The 24,424-nt window shown below is 67.9% G+C and carries 20 protein-coding genes and 1 riboswitch; of the genes, 12 read left to right on the top strand and 8 right to left on the bottom strand.

Translation table 11 applies throughout. The annotated features are described in order from the left end of the window. Positions 1-93: 93 nt before the first annotated feature. Both H3H55_RS23920 and H3H55_RS23915 read right to left on the bottom strand, forming a co-directional pair. Positions 94-1,188: an LLM class flavin-dependent oxidoreductase gene (locus H3H55_RS23920; RefSeq protein ID WP_193100478.1), complete on the bottom strand. Its 1,095-nt coding sequence runs from the start codon at positions 1,186-1,188 to the stop codon at positions 94-96. 52 nt (positions 1,189-1,240) lie between these two features. Next, positions 1,241-2,206: an ABC transporter substrate-binding protein gene (locus tag H3H55_RS23915; RefSeq protein ID WP_193100477.1), complete on the bottom strand. Its 966-nt coding sequence runs from the start codon at positions 2,204-2,206 to the stop codon at positions 1,241-1,243. 301 nt (positions 2,207-2,507) lie between these two features. On the opposite strand from H3H55_RS23915, the gene H3H55_RS23910 reads away from it, so the two are divergent. The 3 genes from H3H55_RS23910 to H3H55_RS23900 all read left to right on the top strand — a co-directional run bounded on the left by H3H55_RS23910 (position 2,508) and on the right by H3H55_RS23900 (position 5,759). Next, the gene (locus tag H3H55_RS23910; protein WP_193100476.1) at positions 2,508-3,425 is read left to right on the top strand and encodes a serine aminopeptidase domain-containing protein; all 918 of its coding nucleotides are present in this window, start codon (positions 2,508-2,510) and stop codon (positions 3,423-3,425) included. Continuing rightward, positions 3,422-3,853: a MarR family winged helix-turn-helix transcriptional regulator gene (locus tag H3H55_RS23905; protein ID WP_193100475.1), complete on the top strand. Its 432-nt coding sequence runs from the start codon at positions 3,422-3,424 to the stop codon at positions 3,851-3,853. The genes H3H55_RS23910 and H3H55_RS23905 overlap by 4 nt, the downstream gene beginning before the upstream one ends. Positions 3,854-4,316: 463 nt before the next feature. Beyond that, positions 4,317-5,759 (top strand): sialidase family protein, encoded by a 1,443-nt coding sequence (locus tag H3H55_RS23900; RefSeq protein ID WP_193100474.1) that lies wholly within the window; start codon positions 4,317-4,319, stop codon positions 5,757-5,759. A 98-nt stretch (positions 5,760-5,857) separates the two neighbouring features. Here the strand turns inward: H3H55_RS23900 and H3H55_RS23895 are convergent, their stop codons facing one another. After that, the gene (locus tag H3H55_RS23895) at positions 5,858-6,367 is read right to left on the bottom strand and encodes a 6,7-dimethyl-8-ribityllumazine synthase (protein ID WP_193100473.1); all 510 of its coding nucleotides are present in this window, start codon (positions 6,365-6,367) and stop codon (positions 5,858-5,860) included. A 66-nt stretch (positions 6,368-6,433) separates the two neighbouring features. Beyond that, positions 6,434-6,590, bottom strand: a riboswitch (FMN riboswitch). Positions 6,591-6,967: 377 nt separating this feature from the next. Between H3H55_RS23895 and H3H55_RS23890 the strand changes: the two genes are divergently transcribed. Further along, positions 6,968-9,046 (top strand): TonB-dependent receptor, encoded by a 2,079-nt coding sequence (locus H3H55_RS23890; protein ID WP_226800352.1) that lies wholly within the window; start codon positions 6,968-6,970, stop codon positions 9,044-9,046. 468 nt (positions 9,047-9,514) lie between these two features. Then, positions 9,515-11,134 (top strand): methyl-accepting chemotaxis protein, encoded by a 1,620-nt coding sequence (locus H3H55_RS23885; RefSeq protein WP_193100472.1) that lies wholly within the window; start codon positions 9,515-9,517, stop codon positions 11,132-11,134. A 3-nt stretch (positions 11,135-11,137) separates the two neighbouring features. Here H3H55_RS23885 and H3H55_RS23880 read toward each other — a convergent pair whose 3' ends face one another. Then, the gene (locus H3H55_RS23880) at positions 11,138-11,365 is read right to left on the bottom strand and encodes a hypothetical protein (protein WP_193100471.1); all 228 of its coding nucleotides are present in this window, start codon (positions 11,363-11,365) and stop codon (positions 11,138-11,140) included. Positions 11,366-11,800: 435 nt separating this feature from the next. Here H3H55_RS23880 and otsA point away from each other — a divergent pair, with 435 nt between their 5' ends. Further along, positions 11,801-13,207: an alpha,alpha-trehalose-phosphate synthase (UDP-forming) gene (gene otsA, locus H3H55_RS23875; RefSeq protein WP_193100470.1), complete on the top strand. Its 1,407-nt coding sequence runs from the start codon at positions 11,801-11,803 to the stop codon at positions 13,205-13,207. Between the two features lie 6 nt (positions 13,208-13,213). On the opposite strand, the gene H3H55_RS23870 is transcribed toward otsA, so the two are convergent. Both H3H55_RS23870 and ftsH read right to left on the bottom strand, forming a co-directional pair. Next, complete coding sequence (locus H3H55_RS23870; RefSeq protein WP_129514951.1) at positions 13,214-13,681, bottom strand: OsmC family protein; 468 nt, start codon at positions 13,679-13,681, stop codon at positions 13,214-13,216. A gap of 83 nt (positions 13,682-13,764) precedes the next feature. Continuing rightward, the gene (ftsH, locus tag H3H55_RS23865) at positions 13,765-15,741 is read right to left on the bottom strand and encodes an ATP-dependent zinc metalloprotease FtsH (protein ID WP_193100469.1); all 1,977 of its coding nucleotides are present in this window, start codon (positions 15,739-15,741) and stop codon (positions 13,765-13,767) included. Positions 15,742-16,213: 472 nt separating this feature from the next. Here ftsH and H3H55_RS23860 point away from each other — a divergent pair, with 472 nt between their 5' ends. Continuing rightward, a complete protein-coding gene (locus H3H55_RS23860; RefSeq protein WP_193100468.1) occupies positions 16,214-17,878 on the top strand; it encodes an acid phosphatase in 1,665 nt (554 codons plus the stop codon). 102 nt (positions 17,879-17,980) lie between these two features. Here the strand turns inward: H3H55_RS23860 and H3H55_RS23855 are convergent, their stop codons facing one another. After that, a complete protein-coding gene (locus H3H55_RS23855) occupies positions 17,981-19,477 on the bottom strand; it encodes an FAD-dependent oxidoreductase (RefSeq protein ID WP_193100467.1) in 1,497 nt (498 codons plus the stop codon). Positions 19,478-19,770: 293 nt separating this feature from the next. Continuing rightward, positions 19,771-19,980: a hypothetical protein gene (locus tag H3H55_RS23850; protein ID WP_193100466.1), complete on the bottom strand. Its 210-nt coding sequence runs from the start codon at positions 19,978-19,980 to the stop codon at positions 19,771-19,773. Positions 19,981-20,429: 449 nt separating this feature from the next. Between H3H55_RS23850 and H3H55_RS23845 the strand changes: the two genes are divergently transcribed. The 5 genes from H3H55_RS23845 to H3H55_RS23825 all read left to right on the top strand — a co-directional run bounded on the left by H3H55_RS23845 (position 20,430) and on the right by H3H55_RS23825 (position 24,362). Next, entirely contained in the window at positions 20,430-20,846 is a 417-nt protein-coding gene (locus tag H3H55_RS23845) for a nuclear transport factor 2 family protein (RefSeq protein WP_193100465.1), read from the top strand. 3 nt (positions 20,847-20,849) lie between these two features. Next, positions 20,850-21,707: an SDR family NAD(P)-dependent oxidoreductase gene (locus tag H3H55_RS23840; protein ID WP_193100464.1), complete on the top strand. Its 858-nt coding sequence runs from the start codon at positions 20,850-20,852 to the stop codon at positions 21,705-21,707. A 40-nt stretch (positions 21,708-21,747) separates the two neighbouring features. Beyond that, positions 21,748-22,506, top strand: coding sequence for an SDR family oxidoreductase (locus H3H55_RS23835; protein WP_193100463.1), 759 nt, complete (start codon positions 21,748-21,750; stop codon positions 22,504-22,506). Between the two features lie 37 nt (positions 22,507-22,543). After that, positions 22,544-23,380 (top strand): SDR family NAD(P)-dependent oxidoreductase, encoded by an 837-nt coding sequence (locus H3H55_RS23830; RefSeq protein ID WP_193100462.1) that lies wholly within the window; start codon positions 22,544-22,546, stop codon positions 23,378-23,380. Between the two features lie 73 nt (positions 23,381-23,453). After that, entirely contained in the window at positions 23,454-24,362 is a 909-nt protein-coding gene (locus tag H3H55_RS23825; RefSeq protein WP_193100461.1) for an NAD-dependent epimerase/dehydratase family protein, read from the top strand. Positions 24,363-24,424 lie beyond the last annotated feature (62 nt).

Below are 24,424 nucleotides of genomic sequence, written 5' to 3'. Positions count from 1 at the left end.
GGAACGACAACGACGCACGCAATGAAATCGCCCCGGCATTCCGCCATGGAAATGCCGGGGCGAATCGACGTACGGTGTGCCGCCTGATCTGGCCTACGCCGTCACCGCCGCGCGATAGCGGTCGAGATCCGCGACATGCGCATGAATCGCCGGAATCAGGTCGCGCCCGTAGGCCACCGCGTCGTCGAGCGGATCGAACCCGCGAATCAGGAACGTCGACACGCCGAGCCGGTAATACGCGCCGAGCGCACGCGCGACCTGTTTGGCCGTGCCGACGAGCGCGGTCGAATTCCAGCGCGCGCCGGTCAGGTTCGCGACACCCATCCACAGCCGCTCGTCCAGCACGTCGCCCTGCGCGGCGGCTGCCATCAGCCGCTGCGAGCCCGCGTTCTGCGGCGCGTGACCGGCAATCGGCTGGCCGTTCGCGAGCCGTGCCGCGCGCACGCGCTCGCGGATCGCCTCGGCCTTCTCCCAGGCAGCGGCCTCGGTGTCCGCGACGATCGGCCGGAACGACACGCTGATGCGCGGCGCGCGCCCGAACGGTGCGGCGGCAGCCTGCACGCGCGCGATCTGTTCGCGCACCGATGCAAGCGGCTCGCCCCACGTCATGTAGACGTCCGCATGCTGGCCCGCGACCGCGAGCGCAGCCGGCGACGAGCCACCGAAATAGATCGGCACGTGCGGCCGCTGTGCGCCCTTCACGAGCGGCGACGCGCCGCGCAGCCGGTAGAACTCGCCGTCGTGGTCAACCGGCGCGTCGGCCAGCCAGATCCGTTTCAGCACGTCGAGATATTCGCCGGTGCGGCGGTAGCGCGCATCGTACGCCACGAAATCGCCGTCGCGCTGCAGATCCGTGTCGTCGCCGCCCGACACGACGTTCAGTGCGAGGCGGCCGCCGCTGAACACGTCGAGCGTCGAGATCTGCCGTGCGGCGGCCGGCGGCACGATCACGCCGGGCCGGTGCGCGAGCAGGATGCGAATGCGTTCGGTCGCGGCGGCCGCGAACGACGCGACGATGAAGCCGTCCGCCGCGTTGCTGAAATGGCCGACCAGGATCTGGTCGAAGCCCGCGGCCTCGTGCGCTTGCGCGAAACGGCGCACGTAGTCGGGCTGGACGGCCGCGCCGCCCGGTACGTCGACCTCCGCGCCGGGCGTCGCGGTGATCATGCCGATGATGTCGACTGGCATGTCGGAATGTCCTTCTGGTTCTCGATCGGAAATCGTGGAGGGGGCGGCACGATCACTGCGCGGCAGCCGTCTTTTGCGCGGGTGCCGCGAATGCGCCCGCATACGAGCGGTCGAGCAGCTTCGACGTGTCGTACGCGGCCGGAATCACGCCGGCCTTGTGCAAAAAGTCGGCCGTGTTCTGCGCGTCCTTCGCGGCCGCGTCGTCGACGGGGCCCACGCGCTGCTTCGCGTTATTGAGCCAGCGGTAGGCGACGTCGGGCTCGAGCTTCGCGCGTTTCGCCCACAGGTCCGCGTACTCGCGCGGATGGTTGTCGACCCACTGGCGCGCGGCGACGACGCGCCGCAGGAGATCGGCGATCTCCGCGCGCTTGCCCGACGCGGCCTGCTCGTTCGCGGCGACGAAGCTCAGCGCGGGCATCAGCCCTTGCGCGGTCGTCACGGGCCGTGCGCCCTGGCGCAACGCGAGCGTGCTGACGAACGGCTCCCACAGCGACACGGCATCGACCGAGCCGTTCGCGAGCGCATTGGTCGCGTCGATCGGCATCAGGTATGCGTACTTGACGGAATCCGCGCGCAGGCCCGCATGTTCGAGCGCGCGCAGCACGAGCTGCTGGCTCCATGCGCCGCGCCACACGGCAATGGTCTTGCCCTGCAGGTCGGCCACGGTACGCACCGGCGAATTTTTCGGCACGAGGATCGCGACGCCGTCGAGGCTCTGCCGCGACACCGCGACGACCTTGACCGGCGCGCCGCGCGCGGCGAGCGTGAGCAGCGCCGAATCGCCGAGGAAGCCGACGTCGATCGCGTTGCCGTTCAGGCTCTCGGCGACGGGCGCGGCGGCCTGGAAGTGCTTCCATTCGATCGTGTAAGGCAGGTCCTTCAGCACGCCGGACGCCTCCATCGACGCCTGGATGTTGAAGTAATTCTGTTCACCGACGCGCAGCGTGACGGTGTCTTTCGCGATGCCCGGCTGCGCGGCAAGCGCCAGCACGAGCGCCGTGACGATTCGGCTCAGCAACGTGATCTCCCGGAGGGTTGGCAGGCTGCCGCACGGCGGCGGCGCCTCGTTGTCCGCGTTGCGCAGCGGCCGGCGCAGCGGATGGAACCGGTGAAGATACGTCGGTCCGCTCCATGAGACAAACGCAATATTCTGCTATCGAAAGATGCAAATATTTTATGAAGAAAGTGCGATCGCCCGATGCCGGGTGCCAACCTCCGGCCCCCGTCGTTCGAATGATTCCTCGACAGATATTTCGTGCGCGAAATAAATCCCGGACTATATTTCGCATACGAAATAACTACCCGGAACGAGGACGGCCATGACCTCCCAACCCATCGAGTTTTCCGCCATCGACGGTTACCTGCTGCGCGGCACGCTGTGGACGCCCGACGCCGAACCGCGCGCGCTGGTGCTGATCCATCCGGCGACGGCCGTGCCGGAACGCCTGTACGCCGGATTCGCACGCTTTCTAACCGAGCGCGGCTTCGCTGCGCTGACCTACAACTACCGCGGCATCGACACGTCGCGGCCCGCGCGCCTGAACGCGCTGCAGGCGAGCATGCGCGACTGGATCGAACTCGACGTAGGCGCCGCAACCGCGTGGGCGCGGCAGACGCACGCCGGGCTGCCGCTGCTGGCGGTCGGCCACAGCGTCGGCGGGCACGCGATCGGGCTGTCCGCCGGCACGACGCACCTGCGCGCGGCCGTGCTCGTCGCCGCGCATGCGGGCAGCACGCGCCTGATCAAGCAAGCGACCGAGCGCCTGAAAGTGCGGCTGATCCTGCGTGTGCTCGGCCCGCTGATGTCCGCGCTGCTCGGCTACGTGCCCGGCAAGCGGCTCGGGCTCGGCGAGGATTTGCCGGCCGGCGTGTTCCGCGAATGGAGCCGCTGGACCACGCTGCCGCGCTATTTCTTCGACGATCCGACGCTCGGTGCGGCCGAGCGCTTCGCGAAACAGCAGCTGCCGATCCTCGCGCTCGGCTTCGACGACGATCCGTGGGCGAACCCGACCGCGATCGACCTGCTGGTAAGCTATCTGACCCGCGCGGCAGTCGAACGCCGCCAGATCGATCCGCGCGCGGCGGGCAGCGGCCCGGTCGGGCACATGGGCTTCTTCCGCAGCCGGCCCGGCGCCGTGCTGTGGCCCGACGTGGCCGACTGGCTCGCGCAGGCGCTCGACACGCCACGCGGCGCGAGCCGACCCTCCCTCTCCATTGCAGCCGGGAACCCAGCTTGAGCGAAGACCGACGACTGTTTTTCCTGTTGAACATCGGCCAGCGGCGCGTGCAGCGCTGGATCGACCGCAAGGCCGAGACCGATACGCGCGCGAGTGCCGCGCAGGCCGGCGTGCTGTTCTGTCTCGCGAAGCAGGACGGCGCGCTGATCGGCGAAGTCGGTGCCACGCTGCAGCTCGCGCCGTCCGCGATGACCGGGCTCGCCGACCGGATGGCGAAAGCCGGCCTGCTCGCACGCCACGCCGATTCGGATGACGGCCGCGCGACACGCCTGTACCTGACCGACGATGGCCACGCCGCGCTCAAGCGTGCGCGGGTGCTGCTGCGCGAACTGAACGGCAAGCTGGGCGACGGGTTTTCCGACGCGGAACTCGATGTCGTCGCGCGCTGGCTGCACACGTTGCAGGACCGCTTTCCGGCGGAACGCTGAGCAACGTACGTCGAGCGGAAACAATAGCAATTCATCTTTCCGTTTCGATTTCGCGTGCTCGCCACGGCAAATTTTGCCCGCGCGTTTGCTCTCGTTCGGCAACGCTTTCCGGCTACGTGCTGTTACAAAAAATTGCCTGCCTCGCCGCATCCGGATCAACTACATTGCAATCCACTTCTACGCATTCTTCGCCTGCCCGAACCGGCCTCCCCGCAGGGCGGCATCAACGACACATCCGTCACAAGCAATAAAAACGAATAGGAGTCTTGACCGAAGTGCTGGCGGTATCCAGCGCACGCGGATCGCGATGGCTGAAGCGGCATCCTGAACGACACGTCCCGGCGGCATGCATCGTGCGCGTCGCCGCGACACCCCGACCCGGGCGGCCCGTGCCGCTGCGGATCGGTTCGCACGGCCTCGTTCCACCGCACCATCGCGGCCGCACGTCAACGAGGAGCAGTCCATGCGACGCACTATCGTGTCCCACCCGCTTTTCACCTGCCTGCCCGCCGCGATGGCACTGGCCTGTGCCGCCGCGCATGCCGATCCCGTGCTCGTGTCCGGCCCCAGTCCATACGCCGCCTGCACCATCGGCGGGCCCGGCACCGTCTACGTGAATGCCGAGGTCGAACCGTGGCTCGCGGTCAATCCGGCCAACCCGCAAAACATGATCGGCGTGTGGCAGCAGGACCGCTGGTCGAACGGTGGCGCGCACGGCCATGTCGCGGGCTACACGTTCGACGGCGGCGCCACCTGGGCACGGACGACGCAGCCGTTCAGTGCATGCGCGCCGGGCGGGCTGTCGTACGAACGCGCGTCGGACCCGTGGGTATCGATCGGACCGGACGGCACTGCGTACTCGGTCGCGATCACGTTCAACCAGTCGAACAACAGCAACGCGGTCGCCGGCTCGGTATCGACCGACGGCGGGCAGACGTGGAGCAGTCCCGCGTTGCTGGTCGCGAACAACGAACCGACGACGCAGTTCTTCAACGACAAGGAATCGGTGACGGCGAACCCGGTGAAGGCCGGCACCGCGTACGCGGTATGGGACCGCCTCGAACTGCCGAACGGCAACCCGTATGCGAACCTGCACACGCAGGCGTTCCGTGGGCCGACGCTGTTCTCGAAGACGACCGACGGCGGCAAGACGTGGAGCAAGGCGAAGGTCATCGTCCACGTGCGGTCGCGCCAGCAGACGATCGGCAACCAGATCGTCGTCGATCCGAAGAGCGGCACGCTCTACGATTTCTTCAACCTGATCCAGCCGCCGTTCAGCAAGGCCGCCGGCAAGGTCGCGTTCATCAAGTCGACCAACGACGGCGCGACGTGGACGCAGCCGCAGGTGATCGCGGGGCTGCAGACGGTCGGCGTGACGGACCCGAACACCGGCGAACCCGTGCGCACCGGCGACATCATTCCCGAGCCCACGATCGATCCCGCGTCGGGCCAGCTTTACGTCGTGTGGCAGGACAGCCGTTTCAACGGCGGCAAGTACGACGAGATCGCGCTATCGACGTCCAAGGACGGCGGTGCGTCCTGGAGCGCGCCGCTGCACGTCAACACGCCGACCGGCCGGCCGGCCTTCAATCCGTCGGTGCGTGTCGACAACGCAGGCGCCGTGATGGTCACCCACTACGACTTCCGCGACCTGCTGGCCGGGAACACGACGACGCTGCCGACGGGCTTCTGGCGCAAGATCTCGCTCGACGGCGGCACCACGTTCGTCGCCGAACGGCGCGTCGGCGGCCCGTTCGACATGAAGCTCGCGCCGAACGCGGAAGGTTTCTTCATCGGCGACTATCAGGGCCTCGACGTCGGCCCGTCATCGTCGTTCCATCCGTTCTTCGTCCAGACCAACTCCGGCAATCTGACGAACCGCACGGACGTGTTCTTCGCGCCATGACGCGAACCTGACCGCAACGCCGCCACGCGACGTCATCCGTCGCGCGGCGGCCCGCCCTGAACAGCGTGTGTCGCGCGTCAAATCACGCGGCACACGCGTCAGGCGGCCTGCTTCATCGCAGTGGCCGCGGATTCCGCCTTGAGCGCCGCAACCTTGCCGATCGTATCGACGCATGCGTGCGCGAGCTCCGCACCTTTCACGAGGAAGTGTTCGTGGAAGAACTTGACGTGCTCGTCCGATCCATGGAAATGATGCGGCGTCAGCACCGCCGACAGCACCACCACCTCGGTTTCAAGCTGCACCTGCATGAGGCCCGAAATCACCGTTTGCGCGACGAAGTCATGGCGATAGATGCCGCCATCGACAACCAGCCCTGCGCAGGCGATGGCCGCATATTTGCCGGTTTTCGCGAGCAATTTGGCATGCAGCGGAATCTCGAAGGCGCCGGCCACGTCGAAGAAATCGCAATCCGATTCGCCCATGTTCGCGTTGCCCAGTGCATCGACAAACGCGATTCGGCACTGGTCGACGATCTCCTTGTGCCAGCACGACTGCACAAAAGCGATACGGGGAGCGGTAGTTGGGGAAACGTGAGAAATCTGGGTCATCGGCTGATCCTGTGTGAGTTGAATGGGCGCACAGGGACAAGCCGCGTACCTTGCGTACGCAACGAACCCCGCTCTCTCTCATCCGGACTTTAACCGTCGGCCCCGGAATCACACCGGGTCTGCTGACCTTGCCGTGACAACCATCCCCGGCAAGCGCTCGCGGGCTACGCGCAATCGCGCGATTACCGCCGGTGGGGAATTTCACCCCGCCCTGAGAACGTTCGCGGCAAATTAGCCGCGACGGAAATCTATCACAGTCTCATCGCGCATATTTTCCGAAGCCGGCTGAACCGTTTCATGCAGTCGACGCCCCGACGCATGCCGGCCGACACTTTCCATCGCCGGTTTTCTGCTCTCGCCCCCCATTTCACCGATCCGACAGAAACCCGACGAGATCCTGCCATTCGGCTTGGAATTCGAAACGATATAACATATCATTTCGCGTGCTCGTCCGCCTGACGCCGTTCCACTGTGGGTGGCCGAGCCTCGCCGAGCCATGTCCCAACGGGTCACTCCGCGTCACAGACGCAACAATATATCGTATCCAGTCGTGACCCGCATCGCTCGTTATCCGATCCGATTCCAACCGATTCATCGACCATGCGCGACCTCCCTCGTCTACCGCTTCGCCCGCTCTCGCCCCTTTCGCTGATGCTGTTCGCCGCCGCCGCGCACGCGCAAGCCGATGCGCCCGCCGCATCGGGCACGCCGTCCGCCGCCCCGCTCGCGCCGATCTTCGTGACCGCGAACCCGCTCGGCGACACCGAACTGATCGCGCCGACCGCGCAGCTGTCCGGCGATGCGCTGACGCGCCGCCAGGCCGATTCGCTCGGCGAAACGCTCAACGGGCTGCCCGGCGTGTCGACCACCACCTACGGGCCGATGGTCGGCCGCCCGATCATCCGCGGGATGGACGGTGACCGGATCCGGCTGCTGCAGAACGGCGTCGCGGCCTACGACGCGTCGTCGCTGTCGTACGACCATGCGGTGCCGCAGGATCCGCTGTCGATCGAGCGCGTCGAGATCGTGCGCGGCCCGGCCGCGCTGCTGTACGGCGGCAACGCGGTGGGCGGCGTCGTCAACACGATCGACAACCGGATTCCGCGCGAAGCGATCCAGGGCGTGACCGGTGCGGTCGACGCACGCTACGGCGGCGCGAATTCGGTGCGCGCGGGCGCCGCGCAGGTCGAAGGCGGCAACGGCCGCTTTGCGTTCCACGTCGACGCGTTCGACCGCGAAACGAGCAAGCTGCGAATTCCCGGCTACGCGCGCAGCAGCGAGCAGCGCGCGATCGACGGCCCCGACACGCCGCAGCCGGTCGGCAGCGTGCCGAACAGCGACGGCCGCGTGCACGGCGGCGCGGTGGGCGCGTCGTACACGTGGGCGGACGGTTTCGCGGGCCTGTCGTACAGCGGCTACGAGTCGAACTACGGCTCCGTCGCGGAGAGCGACGTGCGGCTGCGGATGCGCCAGGAACGCCTCGCGCTTGCGTCCGAGGTGCGCAACCTGAACGGGCCGTTCACGAAGCTGAAATTCGATTTCGCGTACACCGACTACCGCCACAAGGAAGTCGACAACGGCCAGACCGCAACCACCTTCCGCAACCGCGGCTACGAGGCGCGCATCGAGGCGCAGCACCGCAAGATCGGCCCGTTCGAAGGCGCGATCGGTGTGCAGTTCGGCCAGAACACGTTCTCCGCACTCGGCGACGAGATGCTCGTGCCGTCCACGCGCACGAACAGCGTCGCGCTGTTCGGCCTCGAGGAATGGCAGGTCGTCCCGGCGCTGAAGCTGAGCCTCGGCGGCCGCTTCGAGCATGTGAAGGTCGATCCCGATCCGGCCGGTGTCGAGAAATTCGCGGGCGCGCAGCCGCGCGACTTCAATGCGGGCAGCCTGTCGGCCGGCGCGCTGTTCTCGCTGACGCCCGTGTGGTCGGTGGCGGCGAACGTCGCGTACACCGAACGCGCACCGACGTTCTACGAGCTGTATTCGAACGGTCCGCACGATGCGACCGGCCAGTTCCTGATCGGCAACCCGAACGCGTCAAAGGAAAAGGCCGTATCGACCGACCTGTCGCTGCGCTATGCGAGCGGCCCGAACCGCGGCAGCGTCGGCGTGTTCTACAACCGCTTCTCGAACTACCTGACCGAATACAACACGGGCCGCGTCGTGAACGACGACGGCGAGCCCGTCGCACCCGGCACCGACGGCTCGCTCAACGAGGCGATCTATCGCGGCGTGCGCGCCGAGTTCTACGGTATCGAGCTCGACGGCAAGTGGCGCGCCTTCTCGCGGCGCGGCCATACGGTCGACCTGGAACTGACGGCCGACTACACGCACGCGCGCAACGTCGACACGGGCCAGCCGCTGCCGCGCATCGCACCGCTGCGCGCGACGCTCGCGGCCGATTACGGCTACGGCCCGTTCGGCGCACGCGCGCAGGTCACGCATGCATGGTCGCAGCACCGCGTGCCGGACAACGACTTCTCGACGGACGGTTACACGTCGCTCGGCGTGATGCTGACCTACAAGTTCCGCGTCGGCCCGACGCACTGGCTCGCCTACCTGCGCGGCGACAACCTGACGAACCAGGAAATCCGCTACTCGACCTCGGTCGTGCGCGGCTTCGCGCCGCAAGGCGGCCGCAGCGCGATGGCCGGATTGCGCACCACGTTCTGACCCTCTCAGGGCCTGCGGTTGACGCCGCAGGCCCGTGGCGCGACAAAGATTCGCCGCCGATTTCCGTTTATCCGCCATTACCCCCGCATGGTGCAGCGCACGCCAATGACGCGTACCGGTTCCCGTCTCCCGATTCATCCGCAAGGAAATTCCGCTATTCACCCATAAATTGAAACAAAATCATCAGACGATTATTAACAAAAAGATGATTTTTGTTTTACCAATAAAACCGGTTTCAAATTCTGCGTATAAATTTTCGAATCACGGGTGATCCGCCGTTTTTTGACAAGAATCAATACCGCCCTGCCCCACAAGGCTTTCATCGCTAAAAAAACTAATATCAGGGTTTTCGAAGGGTAAAGAATCATCCGGGATACCCGTTAATGCCGGCACGAGCCCGTATCTGGTCGAAAAATAAATTCCATTTGCCAACCACACGCGCAGAGGCACAACGTGAAAATCGCCAGAATGAGCATCAAAACAAAACTCCTGGGCGGCTTCGGCCTGCTCGCCGCGGTCGTCGTGATCGTGTCGGGCATGGCTCTCAAGGCGCTATCCGATACCAACGCCGAGTTTTCCCGTTACATGAACGGCATCAATGCACGGGCAACCCTGTCCGCGCAAATCCGCACCGCGGTCGACCGGCGTGCGATCGCCGCGCGCAATCTCGTGCTCGTGACCAAACCGTCCGACGTCGAGCTCGAACTGGCCGAAGTGAACCAGGCGCACAAGGACGTGCAGGAACATCTCGCGAAGCTCAAGGACATGATGGCGAGCGCGACCGACACCTCCGATCGCGCGCGCGAACTGGTGGCCGACATCGTGCGCATCGAAACCAGTTACGGCCCCGTTGCGCTGCGCATCGTCGGGCTCGCGCAGGCCGGCAAGAAGGACGAGGCGACGGCCGACATCGACGACAATTGCCGCCCGCTGCTCGCACAGCTGGTGCGCGCGACCGACGCGTACGCAACCTATACGCATGACCGCGAACTCGCGATCGCGCAGGAATTCGCGGATCGCTATGCGATGGAGCGCAACCTGTTGGCCGGCATCTGCCTGATCGCCGTCGTGATCGCCGCGTGCGGCGGCCTGTGGCTGACGCGCAAGATCACCGCGCCGATCGGCTCGGCGGTGGACGTCGCGCGCACGGTGGCGAACGGCGATCTCGGCAGCCGCATCCAGGTGAGCGGCAACGACGAGACGCGCGACCTGCTCGACGCGCTGCGGACCATGAACGAACGGCTGATCGGCATCGTCGGCCGCGTGCGCGATTCGTCGAACAGCATCGCGCATGCGGTGGGCGAGATCGCATCGGGCAACCTCGACCTGAGCCAGCGCACCGAGGAACAGGCCGCGTCGCTGCAGGAAACCGCCGCGACGATGGAGGAATTCACGTCGACGGTACGGCTCAACGCGGAAAACGCGCAACAGGCGAGCACGCTCGCCGCGAACGCGTCCGATGTCGCGCAACGCGGCAGCTCGGTGGTCGGCCGCGTGGTCGACACGATGACGGAGATCGGCAACAGTTCGTCGAAGATCGCCGACATCACCGGCATCATCGAAGGCATCGCGTTCCAGACCAACATTCTCGCGCTGAACGCGGCGGTCGAAGCGGCGCGCGCCGGCGAACAGGGCCGTGGCTTCGCGGTCGTCGCGAGCGAGGTACGCAGTCTCGCGCAGCGCTCGTCGACGGCGGCGAAGGAAATCAAGGAACTGATCTCCGCGTCGGTGCAGACGATCCAGAGCGGCTCGGCGCTCGCGGGCGAAGCCGGCAAGACGATGTCCGATGTCACGCAGGCCGTTGCGCGCGTGACGGACATCATGGGCGAGATCGCGGCCGCGTCGGCCGAGCAGAGCCGCGGCATCGACCAGGTGAACCTGACGATCACGCAGATGGACGAGACGACGCAGCAGAACGCGGCGCTCGTCGAACAGGCCGCGGCCGCATCGAAGTCGCTCGAGGCGCAGGGCCGCGAACTGTCCGAAACGGTCTCCGCGTTCCGGATGCCGTCCGGCGAGCATGTCGCGTCGCCGGGCATGCATGCGCAAGCAGCCGACACGCATCACTGGCAACCGGCTGTCGCATGACGGCTACGGAAAGGAGGCGATGATGCGCATGCTGCGCCGGTGGTCCGCCTGCGTCTCGTTTGCGCGGTTTGCGCGCACCGCGCGATGCGCGGCCGCGCGCGGCACGCGGTGCGGCAGCGCAGCGTCGGGGTCCGGCGTGCTTTGCACCCATGCACGACGTCGCGCGTCGCCGATCCGCGTCGCGCGCTCACGGCACGCATGCATGTAGGTCGCGCATCGGCGTAGCCGCATCGCAAGCCATCGCCGTCGATCGTCGCGGCATCGTGCGCGTGCGCGTGTCCGCATGCATGCCCGCACGCACACCGAGATCAATCCCCGCACGGCATTCGCCTTCCTCCGCTATGCAGCGGCGCAGGCCACGTTTGCAGCGCCGCACAAGTGTCGACCTCGCCCTCGCATCGCGTACTGCCACACCGACGTCACGCCAACGTCATGCCCATCACGCCGCATGCGCGCCCGCGCCGCTCTCGGATGCAGCCTTTTAAAACTGGCGAATGACGAGTATCCTAAAAAGAGCACTCCCCGTTCGGACGGCGAATCGCGTGCCCTGACTCCCGTCCGATTGCATTGCGGCCTCATCGCATCGCGCACAGCGCGGCGATGGCGGCGTCCGCTTCGCGCCGCCGGCCGCACGACCCTTTCCCCCAACAATCGTCAGGAGAGCTGGTGAGCCGACTCGTCGTCGTATCCAATCGCATTGCAGATCCCCGTAAAGCCGCGGCCGGCGGCCTCGCCGTTGCCGTGAAGGACAGCCTGCAGGAAACCGGCGGCGTATGGTTCGGCTGGAGCGGCAGGCTACGCGGCGGCGACGATCAGCCCACGCATGGCGACGAGGTGCAGATCCAGAATGTCGGCGGCATCCAGCTCGCGACGATCGACCTCGACCCGCAGGATTACGACGCGTACTACCTCGGTTATTCGAACAACGTGCTGTGGCCGGTGTTTCACTACCGGCTCGATCTCGCGCAATTCGACCGCCGCTTCGCCGACGGCTACCGGCGCGTGAACCAGCTGTTCGCACGCAAGCTGCGCACGCTGCTGCGGCCCGACGACACCATCTGGGTACACGACTACCAGCTGATTCCGCTCGCCGCCGAACTGCGCGCGATGGGTTGCCCGAATCCGATCGGCTTCTTCCTGCATATCCCGATGCCGCCGCCGCCGATCATGGCCGCGATCCCGGAACACGAATGGCTGATGCGTTCGCTGTTCGCGTACGACCTCGTCGGCTTCCAGACCGAATCGGACCTGCTGCACTTCGAGCATTACGTCGAAGCGGAAGCGGGTGCCGCGCGGCTGCCGGACGGCCGCCTGCGCGCATTCGGCCGCACGCTGTCGGCCGGTGCATTCCCGATCGGCATCAACGTCGACGAGTTCGAGTCGCTCGCCCGCGATCGCGACGGCATCGACATGTTCGATCGGATGCGCGATGAATATTCGCGCCGCCAGTTGCTCGTCGGCGTCGACCGGCTCGACTACACGAAGGGGCTGCCGCAGCGCGTGCATGCGTTCCGCCAGTTGCTCGAACAGTATCCGGAGAACCGCAACCGCGCGACGCTGATCCAGATCGCCGCGCCGAGCCGCGAGGATCTCGGCGCCTACGACGACCTGCGGCGCGAGATGGACAGCCTGTGCGGCGCGATCAACGGCGATTACGGCGAACTCGAATGGATGCCGATGCGCTACATTCACCGCACCGTTGCGCGCAAGCGCTTGCCGGGTCTCTACCGCGCAAGCCGCGTCGCGCTCGTCACGCCGCTGCGCGACGGGATGAACCTCGTCGCGAAGGAGTTCCTCGCCGCGCAGGACGCGACCGACCCGGGCGTGCTCGTGCTGTCGCGTTTCGCGGGCGCGGCCGAGCAATTGAAGTCGGCGCTGCTCGTCAATCCGTACGACACGCAAGGCACCGCGCAGGCCATCCAGCGCGCGCTCGCGATGCCGCTCGAGGAACGCCGCCAGCGTCATGCGGCGCTGATGGCGATCGTGCGCAAGACCGACGTGCACTGGTGGCGCACGCGCTTTCTCGAAGCGCTCGCCGAAGCGGCCGAAGTCGCCGCGGCCACCGAGCACTGACCGCACTCACCCGTCCGTCGCCGCGTATTCCATCACCGTGCCGTTCGCGTCGCACAGGTCGACCGCGATCGGGATGCCCGCACGCATGCTCTCGGTGACGACGCAATACGCATCGAAGCGGTCGAGCACGCGCGTCGCCGCCGCGAGATCCGACCACGTTTTCCCGATCGACAGCCGCACGGACATCGCGCCCACGCGCACCCTGCCCGTTTCGTTCCGCACCATGTCGACGTCGATGTGCGCGGCGACCGGCTGCGGATCGACATGATGCTTTTCCAGCGCGAACAGCAGGCTTGCCGCGAGACAGCTCGCGACGGCCGCGGCAAGCAGCCGGACGGGGTTCGGCCCGTTTCCGGCGCCGAGCGGCGGCGGCTCGTCGATCAGCACCGGCGACAGCGTCGTGCCGGCAAACGTGACTTCGAAGCAAAAGCGCGCTTGCTGCGCGACCTTGACCGATACGTGCGGCTCGCTCATGGCGACTCCGTGGCGGAAAAGAGGGAATTGAATCGCGGCGCGGTACCGCATCGGCGCGCGCCGGTCGCAGGTCGGTAGCGCGTTCAGCGCTCGGGCTCGCGCGGCGGCCCGTACGCGACGAAATCGCGCTCGACCGCGGAAGCCTGCTCCGGCGCGATCGCGTCACCGCGCGGGCTGGTGTCGTCATCGGGTGCCGCTGCCGCGGCAGACGACGATTCGATGCGCCCGTCGATCAGCGCCTGCAGCGCGTCGCGTTCGAGCACCTCGCATTGCAACAGCCGTTGCGCGATGCGTTCGAGCGCATCACGGCGTTCGCCGAGCGTCGCCGCGACACGCGTATGCGCGTCGGCCAGCAGCGTGCGCACCTCGTCGTCGATCATCCGCGCGGTATGCTCGCTGCAGCGTCCGTCGGCCGCCCGCCAAGCGCCGGGGATGCCCTGATGCGAATCGCCGTCGTCGAACGTCGCAAGCCCGATCTTCTCGCTCATCCCGTACTGCATGACCATGTGACGCGCCATCGCGGTCGCGCGTTCGAGATCGTTCTGTGCGCCCGTCGACACGTCGCCGAACACGAGTTCTTCCGCGACCCGCCCGCCGAGCAGCGCATCGATCCGGTCGAGCAGCTCGCTCCTGCGCAGCACGTAGCGATCCTCGGTCGGCACCTGCTGCGTATAGCCGAGCGCGGCGACGCCGCGCGGAATGATCGACACCTTCTTCACCGGATCGCAATGCGCGCGGCTTTCCGCGACGAGCGCATGGCCGGCCTCGTGATACGCGATGGTCAGCTTCTCCTGTGCGTTCATCACGCGGCTCTTGCGCTCGAGGCCCGTCAGCGCGCGGTCGATCGCCTCGTCGAAGTCGGCCATGCCGATCGCCGGCTTGCCGAGTTCGGCCGCATGCAGCGCCGCTTCGTTGACGACGTTCGCGAGATCGGCGCCGACGAAGCCCGGCGTGCGCGACGCGAGTTCGCCGAGGTCCACGTCGGGCGCGAGCTTCACGCGCTTCACGTGCACGCCGAGGATCTGCCGGCGGCCGTTCACGTCGGGCCGGTCGATCGCGATATGACGATCGAAGCGGCCGGGCCGCAGCAACGCGGGATCGAGAATCTCCGGCCGGTTCGTCGCGGCCATGATGATCACGCCGGAACCGGCCTGGAAGCCGTCCATCTCGACAAGCAACTGGTTGAGCGTCTGTTCACGCTCGTCGTTGCCCGACATCGGGCCGACGCCGCGCACCTTGCCGAGTGCATCGAGCTCGTCGACGAACACGATGCACGGCGCCTTCTGCTGCGCCTGTTCGAACAGGTCGCGCACCCGCGCCGCGCCCACGCCGACGAACATCTCGACGAACGCCGAGCCGCTGATCGAGAAGAACGGCACGGCCGCCTCGCCGGCCACCGCGCGCGCCAGCAGCGTCTTGCCCGTGCCCGGCGCGCCGACGACGAGCACGCCCTTCGGAATCTTGCCGCCGAGCCGCTGGTAGCGATCGGGGTTGCGCAGGAACGCGACGAGCTGCTGCAGCTCGGCCTTCGCCTCGTCGATGCCCGCGATATCGTCGAACGTGATGCCGGTTTCCTGCTGCACGTACACGCGCGCCCGGCTCTTGCCCATCCCGGTGAAATCCTGCAGCCCGCCGCGTCTGCGCAGCATCATGTTCCATATGAACACGAACAGCACGAGCGGCAGCAGCCACGAAGCCAGCGACGCGATCCAGCCGGTGTCGGGCGTGCCGTGATAGCGAATGCCGGCGGCGGTCAGCGTGTCGGTGAGATGCTCGTCGGTCACGCGGTTGGTCGTGAAGCGCCACGGCGTGCCGGCCTGCTGCACGACCGCGGCCTCGGATGCCGGCAGCAACGTCGCGGCCTGCGGCATCTTCAGCGTGCCCGTGATCTGCGTGGGGCCGACCTCGAGATCGTCGACGAGCCGCGAGGCGACGAGCCGGTGGAAATCGCTGTAGGCGATCGACGCCGACGTCTGGTGCAACATCAGCAGTTGCGCCGCGAACAGCACGAAGAAGCCCGCCGCGATCAGCAATCCCGGGTAGTCGAATTTCTTGTCCATGGCATCGGGCCGGCCATCCACGCTGCGCGGCACACGCTCACGCAGGCACGCACGCGCAGTCGGCGCGCGGCATCGGCCGCCATGCGAAAGCGCCATTCATCCGCGCCATCGTCGCCTCGCTTGATCGCCTCGTTTCGTCGCATCGATGACGCCGCGGCGACGCCGTCGGCCGGCGCCGCCGGGCGATCCTCGCCCGGGCGGCACGCCGCGACGTGCCGCCCCTGAATCCAGTCTAGTTCGCGCACGCGCGTCGCGCATCGCCCGCCGCGCGAACCGAATCGTCCGACAAACGCCTTTCATCGGCAGCCCCAGCCGCGTTATAGTCGCGTTCGTGACATTTTTATGACAGTTACATCGCGCCCGCTTGCACGCAACGCGGGCCGTTGCTTTCCGTCGCGCGTCGCGGCAGCCTGTGCGACGCCGCCGCGCATCGAACCACACCGCCAACCCGCCCATTCGAGGAGCACACGACGTGAACGACACCCCCGATCGCCCCGACGACCTTCCCGCCGATCCCGACCGCCGCCGCATGCTCGGCGGCCTCGCCGCGCTCGGTGCGGGTGTCGCGCTCAGCGGCTGTGAAACCACGCCGGGCAGCGCACCGCGTTCCGCCGCCGACCTGCGCGTCGACGAAGCGTTGCGCGAACGCGTGCGCCACATCGTCGTGATCTATGCGGAAAACCGCAGCTTCGCGAACCTGTACGGCGATTTCCCGGGTGTGCGCCATCCGCTGAGCGAAGTGCGGCCCGAGCAGGCGCAGCAGCTCGATCGCGACGGCAAGACGCCGCTGCCCGTGCTGCCGAAGATCTGGGGCGGGCTCGTGCCGCAGGCGCAGGAAGTGGACGGCAAACGCTACGCGATCGCCGAGCGCGACATCGACAAGCTGCCGAACGCGCCGTTCCGGGTCGCCGATGCGCAGGGCAAGCCGCTGCCGAACGGCGTGATCACGCGCGACCTGTGGCACCGCTTCTACCAGAACCAGATGCAGATCGCGGCCGGCCGCAACAACCAGTTCGCCGCGTGGGCCGATTCGGGCGGCCTCGTGATGGGCCATTACCGCAATTCGGCCGACACGCTGCGGCTGTGGAATCTCGCGCGGCAATACACGCTGTGCGACAACTTCTTCATGGCGGCCTTCGGCGGTTCGTGGATGAACCACATGTTCCTGATCTCCGCGCAGCCGCCGATGTATCCGGACGCGCACAAGCATCCGCACGCGGCCAAGCTGCTGTCGAAGGTAGAAGGCGACGATCCTGCCGGCACGCGCCTGAAGCTCGCCGACGATTCGCCCGCGTCCGCGCTCGACGGCCCGCCGAAGTTCGCGGTCGACGGCCCGCTGACGCCCGACGGCTACGGTGTGAACACGATGGCACCGCCGTACCAGCCGAGCTACGTGCCACCGCCCGACCCGGGCAACGCCGCGTATGCGGACCCGGCCGACCATCGCGTGATGCCGCCGCAGGGCTATGCGACGATCGGCGATCGCCTGTCGGAGAAGAACATCGACTGGGCGTGGTACAGCGGCGCGTGGCAGTACGCGCTCGAGCATCGCGACACGGGCACCGTGCCGGATTTCCAGTACCACCACCAGCCGTTCAACTACTTCGTGAACTATGCGCCGGGCACCGAAGCCCGCCGCCAGCACCTGCGCGACGCGGGGCTCGGCGACGATCCGTCGACGAACCGCTTCATCGCCGACATCGACGCGGGCCGCCTGCCGGCCGTCACGTTCTACAAGCCGCAGGGCAACCTAAACATGCATGCGGGCTACGCGGACATCGAATCGGGCGACCGCCACATTGCAACCGTGATCGACCATATCCGGCGCGGGCCGCAATGGGCGAACACCGTGATCGTGATGACGCACGACGAGAACGGCGGCTGGTGGGATCACGTCGCGCCGCCGGTCGGCGACCGCTGGGGCCCGGGCTCGCGGATTCCGGCGCTCGTGATCTCGCCGTTCGCGAAAAAGGGCTTCGTCGATCACACGCTGTACGACACCAACTCGATCCTGCGCTTCATCAGCCGCGTGCACGGGCTCGCGCCGCTCGACGGCGTGGCCGCGCGCAACAAGGCATTCGCCGCGCGCGGCGAGACGCCGCCGGGCGATCTCACGAACGCGCTCGACCTCGGCTGACGGCCGGGTGGTCGCGTGATCGGTGATCGCGTGACCGCTTGAAACGACGACGCCCCGGGCAATGCGATGGATTGCCCGGGGCGTCTTTCGTTTACGGCACCGCTACGCGGCGCTGCGCAATGCGTCGCGCACCGCCTGCGCGGCGTGCAGGCCGGCCTGCCGGCCGAAGAACGTCGCGTCGGCCAGCGACAGCCCCGAGCTGTACCCGGCGCCCCAGCGCGGCAACCCGCACGTCGTGCGCCCGGCCGCATAGAGGCCAGGCACCGGCGCGCGCGTTGCATCGAGCACCTGCCCGGTCGGCAGCGTGTCGAGCCCGCCGAGCGTGAAATGCGGATAAAACGCGTAGTCGATCCGGCAATCGAGCGCGACGAACGGCGGTTCGATCAGCGGCTGCAGCCACTTCTTCGCCTTGTGAAACAGCGGATCGGCGCCTTCGGCCGCATGACGGTTGTAGACGTCGACGGTCGCCGTCAGCGTACCGGCCGGCATCTGCAGGTCGCGTTCGACTTCGTCCCAGGTTTCGCCGGCCGCCGCGATGCCGATCCGCGCGATCGCGGGCGGCTCCTGGTACGTCGCGTGGTCGACGAGCAGGTAGATGCGGTCGTCGGCCTGGTGGAACGCATGATGGCCCGTGCGGCCGTGGTAGCCGTCCTCGTTGATGAAGCGCTGCCCGCGCGCGTTCACGAAAATGCCCTTGATCAGCGATTCGGGCGCATAGAACGGCAGGCTGACGAAACCCTGGTCCATGTGGATCGCCGCGCCGCCCGCGCTCTGGCCGAGCAGGATGCCCGAGCCGTCGTCGCCGGGGCTGCCGATCGGTTCGTCCGAGCGCAGGAACTGCGGCGCATGCCTGCGCACCATGTCGCGGTTCATCGCAAAGCCGCCCGCGCACAGGATCACCGCGCGGCGCGCACGCACGAACGCCGTCTCGCCATACGCGCGCAGCACGACGCCGCGCACCGCGCCGCCGTCGTCGACGATCAGCGCGAGCGCACGCGTGTCATAGCGCGTCGCGACGCCGAGCGCCGCCACGCGTTCCGCCAGCACACGCATCAGCATCTGCCCGCCGCCCCAGCCCGGCCATTGCGGCGTGTGGCCGCGCGGACACGGTTTCGCGGCCTCGTTGAACGGCCAGGCCTCCTCGCTGCCCGACCAGATCAGGCAGTCGTCGGTTTCCGGCTCGACGATCCGCTCGGCGATGAACGTGTTCTTGTACGTGAGGCCCTGCGCGACCAGCCAGTCGTGATGCGCAAGGCTTTCGTTCGCGTAGAGGCGCACCTTCGCTTCGTCGGCATCGCGGCCGCCCGCGAGCATCAGGTAGCGGTACAGGTCCTCGGTGTCGTCGGTGAAGCCGGCCTGCCGCTGGGCAGGCGTGCCGCCGCTGCCGCCGAGGTAGATCTCGCCGCCCGACAGCGCGCTCGTGCCGCCGTAGCTCGATGCGCGCTCGACGATCAGCGTGTCGGCGCCGGCGCTCGCGGCTTCGATCGCCGCGCATGCGCCGGCCGCGCCGAAGCCGACGATCACGACGTCGTGTTCGGCGTCCCAGCGATGCACGTCGCAGGTGTTCAGGGGGCGGGTCAGGGAATGGTCGGATGACATGGAGAATGGGTCAGCGTGAAGGAAATCGGCGGACGTGGCGTGGGCCTGCGGACACGCGGCCTGATGCTGGCGTCGCCGCGTCGTTGCCGCGTCGTTGCCGCTGCGAGCGCGCGGCGGTGCGAACGCAAACCGTGCGCCGTCTGATGCGCGGTTGAAGTCGAACAACGTTGTGCCGGCCCGGCAGATCGGCCGCGCCGACGCGTGACGCTTGCGCCGTGGCGCCGGCAAAAACCGTCCGTGTGCCGCCGCAACGCGACGGCTGCCGGCCAGCGCGGCGCGCGGCCGCGCTGGCGTTACATGCCGCGCAGCGCGGCGAAACCGAAGTGCGACGGATCGATCGGCACGCAACCGGTCGGCAGGCCATTCGGGTCGACCGAGCGGCATTGCAGGATGCCGGCCGCATACGGCGGCGACGGGAGCTGATCGGCTCCGTATCGCGCCATCGCCATGGCAGCGAACGTGCCCATTGCCAATACGCACAGCTTGCGAGTCGTCAGTCTCATGATCGTCGTCCCCTCCGGTTGGCCGCTCGTGCGGTTCGTGTCCGGTGCGCCTCTGTTGCCGCACCGGATGACTGCACGGTAGCCAGCGCCCGGCCGCCAGCCATCGTCCATTTCGACTAGGGGCAAACGCTGAGCGGAGGTCATACGGCATGCGGCGTCGCAACATCGCGGGCAACGGATTCGCATGCGCGGAGGGAACACTTCACGTCGTGCGCCTTTCGCGACAGGCCAAGTCAATCATCAGACCCATGCCGCACGTCGGCCGCTGCGCCGCACCATCGCGTAACGCGCGGCCGCCGGCCCCGGTGTTTTCCCCGAGCCTCGCCCTGCTCCGTATGGATGATGGATCGCGACCGGTCCGATGCGAACCTGCGCGTCGACGTCGTAATGCCGCCGCGTCCGCATTCGCGACGCGGCCGACTCTTTCCGTTCTTCCACGGGAGCACCGCATGACCGATTCGAATCCCCGCCACGCGCTGTACGAACTTGCGTGCCGCTACGCGCAAGCCGTCGACCGGCGCGACTGGCCGCGGCTCACCAGCCTCTTCACCGCCGATGCAACCCTTGCCGGTCCCGGCTTCCGCTTCGACGACCGCGACGCGATCGTCGCCGGCATGCGCGTGATCGAGCGCTACGAGGCCACCCAGCATCACGTGCACAACCAGCTCGTCACGCTCGACGGCGGCGAGGCCGACGTCGAGACCTACGGCATCGCGTGCCACGTGTATGTACGCGACGGCGTGAAGCGCAAGCTCGACTGGGGGCTGCGCTATCGCGACCGCTGCGTGTTCGACGGCGGCACGTGGCGCTTCGCCGCGCGCACGCTGCACGTCGACTGGGCGCAAGACCTGCCGCTGGAGGGCTGAACGATGCGCACCTCCCTTCCCCTCGACGGCCGCACCGCGCTCGTGACGGGCGGCGCCGGCGGCATCGGCGCGGCCTGCGCGCACGCGCTCGTCGCCGACGGCGCGGCCATCGTGCTGATGGGCCGTCGCCGTGACGCGCTCGAACGCACGCAACGGCACCTGACCGACGCGGTGCCCGGCAGCCGCGTCGCGATCCACGCGGGCGATGCGTGCGACGAAACCGACCTGCAGGCCGCGCTCGACTGTGCGTGGGCACTCGACGGCCGCCTCGACATCGTCGTGCCGACGGTCGGCGGCGCCGGGTTCCGGCCGCTGCTGATGCACGACGCCGACACGTTCCGCGCGGAGATCGACCTGAACCTGCACAGCGCGTTCGCCGCGATCCGCCATGCGGCGCCGCGGCTGGCCGCGAGCGGCGGCGGCGCGATCGTCTGCATCTCGTCGACCGCCGCGCAGATCAACTTCCGCTGGCTGACCGCGTACTGCACCGCGAAGGCCGCGCTCGAAGCGCTCGTGCGCGGCGCGGCCGAGGAGCTGGCCGGCGCGAAGATCCGCGTGAACGCGGTGCGCCCGGGCCTCACGCGCTCCGAAGCGACCGCGCCGATGTTCGACAACCGCGCACTGGTCGACAGCTTTCTCGAACAGATCCCGCTCGGCACGCTCGGCGAACCCGAAGCGATCGCGCACGCGGTGCGTTATCTCGCGGGCCCCGAGTCGGGCTGGGTGACCGGCCAGAGCTTCGCGGTCGACGGCGGCCACGAGCTGCGCACGAACCCGCGCGTCGACGACACGATCGCGCAGATCTACGGCGCGGCCGCGCTCGACGCAGTCAAGGCCGGCCGTGCACCGGGCGCCGCATGAGCGCCCGCCTTCTTTCAACTTCACAGGACATCGACCGACCATGAATCGAGTCGCAAACAAGGTCGCGCTGATCACCGGCGCGGCAAGCGGCGTCGGCCGCGCGGATGCGCTGCTGCTCGCCGCCGAAGGCGCGCGCGTCGTGCTGACCGACATCGACGAGGACGCGGGCCGTACGCTCGCACGCGAGATCGGCGACGCGGCGCTGTTCGTGCGCCACGACATCGCCGACGAAGACGGCTGGCGGCATGCGCTCGCCGCGACGCTCGACCGCTTCGGCCGGCTCGACGTGCTCGTCAACAACGCGGCGATCTGCCCGGTCGGCTCGATCGAGGAGACGAGCCTCGACACGTGGCGGCGCGTGATGCGCACCAATGCGGACGGTTATTTCCTCGGCTGCAAGTACGCGATCGGCGCGATGAAGGGCAACGACACGCCGGGCTCGATCGTGATGATGTCGTCGGTCGCCGCGCTCGGCGGGCTGCCGATGATGTGCGCGTACACCGGCTCGAAAGGCGCGGTGACGGCGCTCGCGCGCAGCGTCGCCGTGCACTGCAAGCGCAGCGGCTACCGGATCCGCTGCAACTCGATCCACCCGGACGGGATCTGGACGCCGATGACGCAGGCGCTGATGCCTGACCTCGACCCGGCCGCTCTCGGCATCGGCAGCGACCCGATGGCGCGCATGTGCGACCCGCAGGACGTCGCGAATCTCGTGCTGTTCCTCGCCTCCGACGAATCGCGCTTCGTGAACGGCGCGGAACTGCGGATCGACAACGCGCAACTGGTGTCGTCGCTGTGACGCGACGCAACGCTTTTCCATTCGAAGGAGTGCATCGATGATTTCATTCACCGGCAAGACCGTGCTGGTCACGGGCGGCGGCGCGGGCATCGGCCGTGCGTGCGCGGAAGCATTCGGCGCGGCGGGCGCGCGCGTCGCCGTGGCCGAGATCGACGCGGCCCGCGCGCAGGACGTGCGGCAGGCGCTCGAAGCGGCGGGCGTCGACGCGCTCGTCGGTACCGTGGACGTCACGCGCCGCGACGAGGTCGATGCGTTCGCGCGGACGGTCGACGCGCGCTTCGGCGGCCTCGACGTGCTCGTCAACAATGTCGGCGATTTCCTGCAGATCGCGAAACCGTTCGACGACTACACCGACGACGACATCGCGCGGCTGTTCGACGTGAACCTGCGCCAGGTATTCGTCGTCACGCGCGCGATGCTGCCGTTGCTGCGCAAGCGCGGCGCGGGCAGCAGCATCGTCGGCGTATCGTCGATCGAAGGCTTCCGCGCGATTCCGAACTGTTCGGTGTACGCATCGTTCAAGGCCGCGCTCACCGGCTTCACGAAAAGCCTCGCGCTCGAACTCGGGCCGGCCGGCATCCGCGTGAACCAGATCGCGCCCGAAACCACCGAGACGCCGCAGGTGCCCGTCAGCGCGATGGTCGCGGCCGAGCACCATGACCACATCCCGCGCTGGATTCCGCTCGGGCGCTTCGGCGCGGCCGGCGACATCGCGGGCGCCGCGCTGTACCTCGCGAGCCCGCTCGCCGCGTGGGTCACCGGCACGACGCTGCACGTCGACGGCGGCGCCCTCGCGGCGGCCGGCTGGTATCGCGACCCGAAAGGCTTCTGGACCAACATGCCCGTCGTCACGGGTAACGGCTTCAATTTCTGAGCGACGGCCGCGCACCAGCGCGGCTTCATCCGTTCATTTCTCGCGGCGCGCGTGCGCCGCCACCGGAGACACCATGAAGATCCTGATCGTCGGCGGCACCGGCCTCATCGGCGGCCATGCCGCGCTGCACCTGCATGCGCAGGGCAACCACGTCACGCTCGCCGCGCGCAAGCCGCCCGCGGCCGGCAGCGCGCTCGCGCAGTTCGACGTGCTGCTGCGCGACTATGTCGCCGGCAACTTCACGCGCGACGATCTCGCGCCGTTCGACGCGATCGTGTTCGCGGCCGGCAACGACATCCGCCATCTGCCGCCCGGCACCGACGAAGCCGCGCACTGGGAACGCGCGAACGTCGACGCGGTGCCGCGTTTCTTCGCGCTCGCGCGCGACGCGGGCGTGAAGCGCGCCGTGCTCGTCGGCAGCTTCTATCCGCAGGTCGCACCGGCACTCGTCGATACGGTGCCGTACGTGCGCTCGCGCCATCTCGCCGACGAACGCGTACGTGCACTCGCGACACCGTCATTCACGGTGTGCAGCGTCAATGCGCCTTTCGTCGTCGGGTCGGTACCGGGGCTGCGCAACGAGATGTTCGCCGCGTACACGGGTTATGCGCGGGGCCAGTTCGCGGGGCTGCCCGTGTACGGGCCGGCCGGCGGCAGCAACTTCATCTCGACGCAATCGCTGTCGGAAGCGATCTGGGGTGCGCTTCAGCGTGGCGAAGCGGGCAAGGCCTACCTCGTCGGCGACGAGAACCTGAGCTTCGCCGACTACTTCGCCGCATTCTTCCGCGCGGCCGGCAACCCGCAACCCGTGCCGTCGCTCGACCAGGAGCATCCGCTGTTGCCCGACATGGCGATCTACACGGGGCGCGGCAATGTCGTGTCGTACGAGCCCGATCCGGCCGATAGCGCGCTGCTGCGCTACCGGCGCGGCGACGTGCAGCGTGCGGTCGACGAGGTCGTCGCGCATTGCAGCGCGCAGTAAGCGAGCCGCGCACACGCGGCGCGGATGCGAAAACGTCCCGCCGCCGGCGATGCATGCCGGCG

Source organism: Burkholderia sp. Z1, assembly GCF_014893795.1.
Lineage (GTDB): Bacteria > Pseudomonadota > Gammaproteobacteria > Burkholderiales > Burkholderiaceae > Burkholderia > Burkholderia theae.
Note: the sequence above shows the minus strand (reverse complement) of the source record. Positions and strands in the feature narration are given on the sequence as shown.